A 7,697-nucleotide genomic window follows, 5' to 3' on the forward strand; every position below is an offset into this window, starting at 1 on the left:
GAGCAGACGCCGACCCTGGCGCTTGGCGGCAAGGCTTGGGTCTCTCCGGATGGGCACATCGATGAAATCTGGGTCAACGGCGCGGCCTTGCCGGCGTCCTCCATCGCCCAGGCTGCCGACGGCAGCGCCACCTTCTCGACGCCGCTCACCATCGTCGAAGGCTCTCAATTCATCGACGTCGTGGCTTTCGATACCGCCCATTGCGTTTTCGCGTCCCGGAAAATCGCGGTTAACTGGCAGAAGTCCCCTCCGCCGCCTCCGGACACGGTCAAAGCCGTGGTCGCCGCACCCGCCTCCAAGACCAGCCGCGACCCCATCGCCGTGAGCCTTTCCACGCCCACCGCGGGAGCGGATATCTGGTACACCTTGGACGGCTCGACGCCGAAGCCGGGCGAGGCCGGGACCACGAAGTACGTGGGCGCCATCGTGATCGATAAGGATTCGGTGACCCTCAAGGCCATGGCCACCAAAAGCGGCCTCATTCCCAGCGGCATCACCATCGAGAAATACGCCATCCTGCCTTACCGTCTCGTAGGCGTTACCTCGGCGGCTCTGGTGGATCGCATCGGGCAAGGTCCCGACGGCTCGTATTCGCCGCTGTATCGGGACGGTTACGCCGATGCGCTGGCCCTGGTGGTCGATGTTTCCGAAGGCCCCATCGATCCCGTCCAGGCCGCGGCGCAATTGTCCGCCGTCAGCTTGACGGGCGGATTCAAACTCTCGACGGCCGTCCTGGCCGCGGCCTTGGCCGCCCCGGTGGGGGATACTCTCTTCCTGCCGCTGGACGCCAATACCTTGCCCGTCGCGGATGGCCTTTCCCGGCTGACGCTCTCCCTGCCCGGGGCTCCCCTCGTCCCCGCCGACGGCATGCTGGCCCCCGGCGCGCTTTCGGTGCGCGATGCCATCGCGCCGGTTCTGCGTTCCGCGGTTCTGCACATGCACGACCCCGCCGCGGGTAACGCCCCCGATACCCTGACAGCCGTATTCAGCGAACCGCTCGTTCCCTCGGGCCGGGCTTCGACCGCGCCCATGCAAGGACGCCTCTTTACCCTGCTCGACGCATCCGCCTTGCCGGTCCCGGCCACGGCCGCCGATAGCCTCGCCGCCCGCTACGGCTTCACCGTCGATCCCGGAACGCCCGCTCCCGCTACTGCAGGGGGAGGGGCAGCCTATGTCTTCCTGGTGCGATCGTCCGATCGAGGCGCGGGAACGGCGGTCCAGCCTAAGGGCGGGGATTGGATTTGGATCGATCCCGCGGGCGGGGTGGCCGATACCTCGGGCAATGCCCAGATCTCGGCCAGGAACCATTGGGTGCCCCTGCGCCTGGCCGTACCGGTGAATTTCAAGGTCGGGCCCACCGCCCCCGGCGCCGTCGTGCGCGTGCCCACCGGCCTACCCCCTAACGATCCGATCTGGTCGACCGTCGCTGATGGGACCGGCGATCTCGGCAGCACCGGAGGCGTGCGCATCGCCGTGCGCAACGCGGCCGATCCGACCCGCTTCGGCGGCCTGACCGTGGATGGAACCGCTCCTTTCCGGATCCAAGTCCGGGTCTTCAGCAATCTGGGCGTGCCGCTGACCGAATTGAACCTGAACCTGGGGGAGGCCGATTTCGCCCGCCTTCCCAAGAACGGCAACGGTTCGCGTCGCCTGAATCTGCTGTGGAACGGGCGGTCCGACGCGGGCCAACTGGCGGGGACGGGCGCCTACATCTACGTTTGGCGCGTAACGGGCATCGACGTGCAAGGCCAAGCGGTCACGTCATCGGACAAGGTCATATACGGTTTGATCCGCGGGATCTGAGGCGGGCGTTTCAGTAACGGGCATGGCTTCTCCTGGGGCTTCCTCTCACTAAGTTTACGGACTTAAAAAGCGCCATTTTGTCCGAAGTAATTAGTTTTCTGGACTGATCCGGGAGAAGGGAAATGGGCATGGTCGGTCGAAACCGCCAAGGCGGGCGATGGGGTTTTCTGATAGCCTGTTTGCTGCTCCAAGCGGCAGTCGCAGGCGCGGCATCGATCGATCACGACGCCCTCCATCATGCCTATAATGAAGGTGATTTCGACGCGGTCCTTAAGCTGACGGATCCCTTCACGAACGGAAAAGAGACCTATTCCCGCTCCGATAGCGCTTTCGTGTTCAAGCACTTGGCCGTGGTCTACTCTGCCAATCCCAAGACCCGGGAAAAAGGGAAGTACTACATGTACCGCCTGCTGGAAATGCTTCCCTCCGCCGAACTGGTCGATATGTACGTCAGCGATGAGGTCGATCGCCTTTTCGACAAGGTTCGTAAGGAATTCAAGTCGCGCCAAAAGAATTTCGGCGTGGATACAACTCTTATCAGTTTGCCGGAAAAGGAGCCCGCGCCCAAGGCGTCGGTCGTCGCAGCGAATTCCGCTCCTCCCCCGGAGGCCCCGAAGGCATCAGGAAAGAAGAGGATTGACCCGATCTGGTATTGGGTCGCCGGAGGCGGGGTAGTCGTGGGCGCGGGAATAGCGACGGTGCTGCTGATGCAGCCCAGCGCGCCCGAGGGGAAGACCTATGTCATTTCCGGAAATTGAGAGGGGAATCGCCATGAACGTTTCCCGGTTTCTACTCGGCATGCTCCTGTTCGGGGCCGTATTGCTTGCGGCCATGGTCTCCTTCCAGGGATGCAACACCACCTCCCCGGAGGACAAGTTCAAGATCGAGGCCGATTCCGCATGGCTGGCATTCGATCGATTGGTCATCTTCCGCGATTCGAAATCGCAAAAGCCCGACACCCTTTTCAACGGCAAGCTCGCTTCCATCAATGGCTTGAACGCCCTGTCCGCCGGGGATTACGACGGCGGCAAGGTCCAATTCACCATCCAGGGCTATGTCGGCGGCCAATTGGTCTTGAGCCAAACACGGGATTATGACGGTGCGACGAAGATCACGCAAGTGAATACGTTAGTGGATTTTTCCGCGCCACCGACCTCGGTAACGCTTTCCCAGGACACGCTACGGACAAGCGTAGGCGCCCAAAGCGGTATCCTGATCGCTTCCGTTTTGCCTGCCAAAACGCGGCAATCCGTGACCTGGAAAAGCCTGGGAGGAGTCGGATACCTGGTTTTCCAGAACGGGGACAGCGGAACCTCGGTAAAGGTTTACGGCAATACGATCGGCATCGGCAAGGTCATCGCCCAGGCCAGGAACGACACGGGCAAAGCGGATACCGCCATCGTGATCGTTTCCGATTCCACTATCGTGGGCTCGGTAGAGATGGATCCCGATTCGATCCAACTGCATGAGAACGGCGAGACCTATTCTTTCCAGGTCCGCGCCGTTCCGGAGGGGGCAAAGCTTTTTTTCGATTCCCGCGACAGCCTGGTGGCCTCGGTGGATTCGGCCGGCAAGGTTACGGCGCACCGCGAAGGAACTACGCGCATCGTGGTCAGGACGGAAGCCGGATTCTTCGATTCGTCGATAGTGGACGTCATTCCGGTCCGCGTCCTTCCTTCGGTAACGCTTCGGCCGGATTCGATCCAGTTGAAAGAGAACGGCCAAGTCTTCGCATTGCAGGCCCTGGTCGTCCCGGCAGGGGATAGCCTGGACTTCCTTTCCCGGGACACGTCGGTCGCCACGGTCGATGCCTTCGGCCGGGTCCGTTCCCGCAAACTGGGCAAAACCCGCGTAGTGGCCACCGCGGCGAGCGGCAAATCCGATTCCACGGTGGTGGAAGTGATCCAGGAAGTGGTGCCGCCGGGTTCGGTAAGGATCAGCCCGGATTCCATCCGGTTGAAAGAAGGCGGGAAGCAAGACACGCTGAAAATAAACCGCTCCGCGGATTTGCCTTCGGCCCGGGTCACCTTCCAAAGCCGCGACACCGCGGTGGTCAAGGTCGATTCCCTGGGCCGCTTCCGCACGGGCAAGCCGGGCAAAGCCTGGATCGTGGCGACCATCGAAGGTGGTGATCCGGACTCGTCCCTGATCGACGTCTTCGCCAACGCGGGTCCGGTGATCGAATCGTTCGGCCCGAATGCCACCGTTTCCATACGCGACACCGCGGCCTTCGCTTTATCCGCCCAGGACCCGGATGGGGTGATACGCACGGTCGTATGGCGCTTGGGCAAGGATACTTCGGTTCAGGTGCGGGATACGGTCGAGAAATCCGTCGTGCAGCGCTCCCGCACCGCGGTATTCGCCGATACGGGAACCTATCTCGTCCGCGTGTCCGTCTTCGATGAGAACGGTGCATCGGCGAGCGATAGCGCGACCGTGCGGGTCGTGCTCGACCCTCCCGTGGTCAACGCGGGCCGTGATACCGTCGCGAAGGCCGGGGCAAGCCTGGTATTCACGGGCTCGGCGACCCAGGCCTTCGGGCGCGTCGTCATGTGGAAATGGGATTATGACGGGAACGGGATTTGGGATGATTCATCCGCCACCTCCCCGACCTTTTCCCACGCCATATTCAAGGAAGGGCGCTATGCCGCGACCCTCTACGCCCGCGACGACGACGGGAACGTCGGAACCGATTATCTCTTGATTGATATCACCAACAGCCCATTGGTCTCGTTCGGCTTGTCCCCCCGGGATACCGTGATTTCCATCAAGGATTCCGTTCCCTTCCTGGCGCAGGCCGCGAGTTCGGACGGGCAAGTGCGTAGCATATCCTGGGATTATGACGGAGACGGCGCGCAGGACGAGGCGCTCAGCGTCAACGAATCGTCCCTCACCTTCCGGGGCGGATACCGTTATAACGTCGCGGGAACCTATAAATTGTCCTTGAAAGTCACGGACAATTCGGGACGCACCGTTATTGATTCCGCCAGGATCACGGTCAAGCAGGATCTGCCGAAAGCCTTGGCCGGAGCGGATACCTTGGTGTTCACCGGCACGAGCATAACCTTGCATGCCAGGGGCATCGATACCTTGGGCATGATCGTAAAGAAGGAATGGAGCATTTCCGGAGGCAAATTCGCCACCGCCTCGCAGCCGGACACCACCTTTACCGCGCCGTCCACCGCGTCCGCCTTGAATTGCATCCTCCGCGTCACCGACGACGACGGTTTCTCTTCGACCGATACGGTGATTGTCACCGTGGCCCTGCATCGCGAAACGCGGCTTACCGGCCTGAGCGTGTCCGCGGGAAAAACCTTACCGGCATTCAACCCGGATTCCCTGGTGTACCGGGATACCGTGGGATTATCGGTTGCCTCCGTGAAATTGACGGCAACGCTCCGGGATGTCAGCTCCGGCATGAAGCTGAACGGCAAAGCCTTGGTTTCAGGAATTGCTTCGGACTCCTTGAAACTGAACATGGGCCTCAACACCTATACGATAAGCATCATCGCCGAAGATACCGCCTACAAGAAAACCTATACCGTGCAGGTGGTGAAGATCGATGACGTTCCGCCCTTAGCCCCGACTGTTTCCGTTCAGGATACGACCGCGGCGGCGGTGTTGGGCCGCCCCATCTGGACCTGGGTGAGCGGCGGGGGCGGAGGCGCTGGCTATCGGTATAAATTGGATGACACCCTGATGGCCGCCGGAGCGACGGCCACGGCTGCGGCCGCATATCAACCCGATACCTTGAAATTCCTGACGGTCGGGTACCATACCTTGTACGTGCAAGAAAAGGATAGCGCCAATAACTGGTCCCCTTCCGGCAGCGCCCGCATCTGGGTCGGGCCCATCTCGTGGTATAAGCTGGACAACAACGGTTCGGATTCGGGTTTGAACGCCGCAGCCTTGGTTTTCACGGGCGGGTCGGCCTTCGCCGCGGATCGGAAAAGCGTTAAGCTATCGGCTTTGGAATTCGACGGGACAGGCGGATCGGCTACCGTCGCCTTCCCCAAGATCGCCGCGGGATCGAAATTCACCTTTTCCTTCTGGTTCAAGAATGCGGCGAAAGACACCGCCACCCGTATCATCGCCGCTACCCCGGACAACTCTATTTTCTTCTCGGCGAAACCGAACGCCATCGCGTTCGGCGTAAGCCTTTCCGCCTCGTTTTCGGCTTCCGGAATCTTCATTGCGGGTCTGTGGACGCATGCGGCGGGGGTTTACGATGGCAAGACCGTGCAATTGTACGTGAACGGTGTACTTGTCGGCACGCTAGCCGCAGCCGGGTCGATTTCGGGCGATTTGACGGGGCTTCGCTTCGGGGGGACGGACGGAGCGCCCTGGTCGGGAACCCTGGATGATGTCCGGATCTACAGGCGCGTCATGACCGCCGGCGAAATCGCGAAGATCTACGCCCAATAAGGGTTCACCTCGTCGCGCGCCAACCGCACCGGCGCGTGTATATTCAGGGGATGCCTATGTACGACTCGCGAAAATGCGCCCCACGAAAATACGCATCATGGAAATCGAATCCACTCCCGGCCATGCTGGCGGCCATCGTGATTCTTTCCGCCCCGGCGGCCTTTGGCGCCGAGCCATCCGACTCGCCCGACGCGGATGGAGAGCAGGTCCTCACCCGCGGTCCGGTGCATGAGGCTTTCGACGGGGTCATTTCCTATAAACCCGAACCGGGGATCGCGGTTCCCAAGGAACCTCCCGAGGCCGTGGAAGAGGTCCCGCCGGGCGAGAAGCCCGAAGGTGAAAACGTGACTTGGATCCCAGGCTATTGGGCCTGGGACGATGAACGGAACGATTTCCTGTGGGTGAGCGGGATCTGGCGCGCATTGCCCCCGGGTCGGCAATGGGTCCCCGGCTATTGGGGAAAGTCCGGCGATGATTATCGTTGGACGACCGGCTATTGGGCGGATACCGCGGCCACGACCACGACCTATCTGCCGACTCCCCCTCCGGCGACCTTGGAGGCCGGCCCCAACATCGCGGCCCCTTCCCAGGAAATGGTGTGGATCCCGGGTTGTTGGCTTTGGGCCGGGCGCCATTACGCCTGGAGCCCCGGCTACTGGATGGCCGCGCAGGCCGACTGGGCATGGAGCCCCAATTATTACGTGTGGACCCCGCGCGGCTGGGTCTTCGTGGATGGGTATTGGGACTATGCCGTCGAGCGGCGCGGCGTGCTCTTCGCCCCCGTTTATTTCGAACCCCGCTGGCGCGAGCATCGCGATTACCGCTATTCTCCGCGTATCGTAATCGATTTGGCCGTCTTTCCGAACCATCTCTTCTTGCGCACGCGCGACGAGCACTATTATTTCGGCGATTACTACGCGGCGAGTTATTCCAATCGGGGCTATTACGCTTCTTTCGCTTATCAATCCCACGGCTACGGCTATGATCCCATATACGCGCATCAACGGTGGGAGCATAGGGAGGACAGGGATTGGGAAAGGCATGTCGAAGCGCAGTACCGATACCGCCAAGACCATGAAAACGTGCGGCCGGTTCGGACCTGGGTGGCGCAAAAGGGCGTGCGCAAGATCGAAGCCCAAGAGGAAAGCAAACCCGTCGCCATGCCCTATGAGCAATTATCAAAGCGCCCCGATCCCCAAAGGCGATTCCAACCCCTGGCCGCCGATGAGCAAAAGCAATTGGGCCAACGCGGCCAGGAAGTCAGGAAATCCCGGGAAGGCAGGCGCAATCTGGAAGCCAAGCCCCGCAATCCCGCGGGGGAAAAAGCGCATGCGGCCGGAGAGCCTTCGACATTGGAACTTCCCCGCTCTCCTATCGTATTCAAACCCTTCGAAGCGAAAAACGGCCGGGACCTGGCGCCTCCGCGGCCGGGAAAACCCTCCGTAGGAAATCATAAAGGGAAACGCAAC

The 7,697-nt window shown here is 61.4% G+C and carries 3 protein-coding genes and 1 pseudogene; all 4 read left to right on the top strand.

Annotation, left to right across the window (positions count from 1 at the left end; genetic code table 11):
* Window positions 1-480 (top strand): annotated as a pseudogene (locus JF616_00095) (chitobiase/beta-hexosaminidase C-terminal domain-containing protein).
* Between the two features lie 1,451 nt (window positions 481-1,931).
* Window positions 1,932-2,561 (top strand): hypothetical protein, encoded by a 630-nt coding sequence (locus tag JF616_00100; protein MBW8886129.1) that lies wholly within the window; start codon window positions 1,932-1,934, stop codon window positions 2,559-2,561.
* A gap of 13 nt (window positions 2,562-2,574) precedes the next feature.
* Window positions 2,575-6,228, top strand: coding sequence for a cadherin-like beta sandwich domain-containing protein (locus tag JF616_00105; protein MBW8886130.1), 3,654 nt, complete (start codon window positions 2,575-2,577; stop codon window positions 6,226-6,228).
* Window positions 6,229-6,350: 122 nt separating this feature from the next.
* The coding region (locus JF616_00110) for a YXWGXW repeat-containing protein (protein ID MBW8886131.1) at window positions 6,351-7,697 on the top strand (1,347 nt) is incomplete at its 3' end.

The organism is Fibrobacterota bacterium, from assembly GCA_019509785.1.
Lineage (GTDB): Bacteria > Fibrobacterota > Fibrobacteria > UBA11236 > UBA11236 > Chersky-265.

What these genes read in the sequence shown, in the direction of transcription:
- JF616_00100 (MBW8886129.1), top strand. Translation starts at nt 1,932, where the DNA reads ATGGTCGGTCGAAACCGCCAAGGCGGGCGATGGGGTTTTCTGATAGCC.
- JF616_00105 (MBW8886130.1), top strand. Translation starts at nt 2,575, where the DNA reads ATGAACGTTTCCCGGTTTCTACTCGGCATGCTCCTGTTCGGGGCCGTA.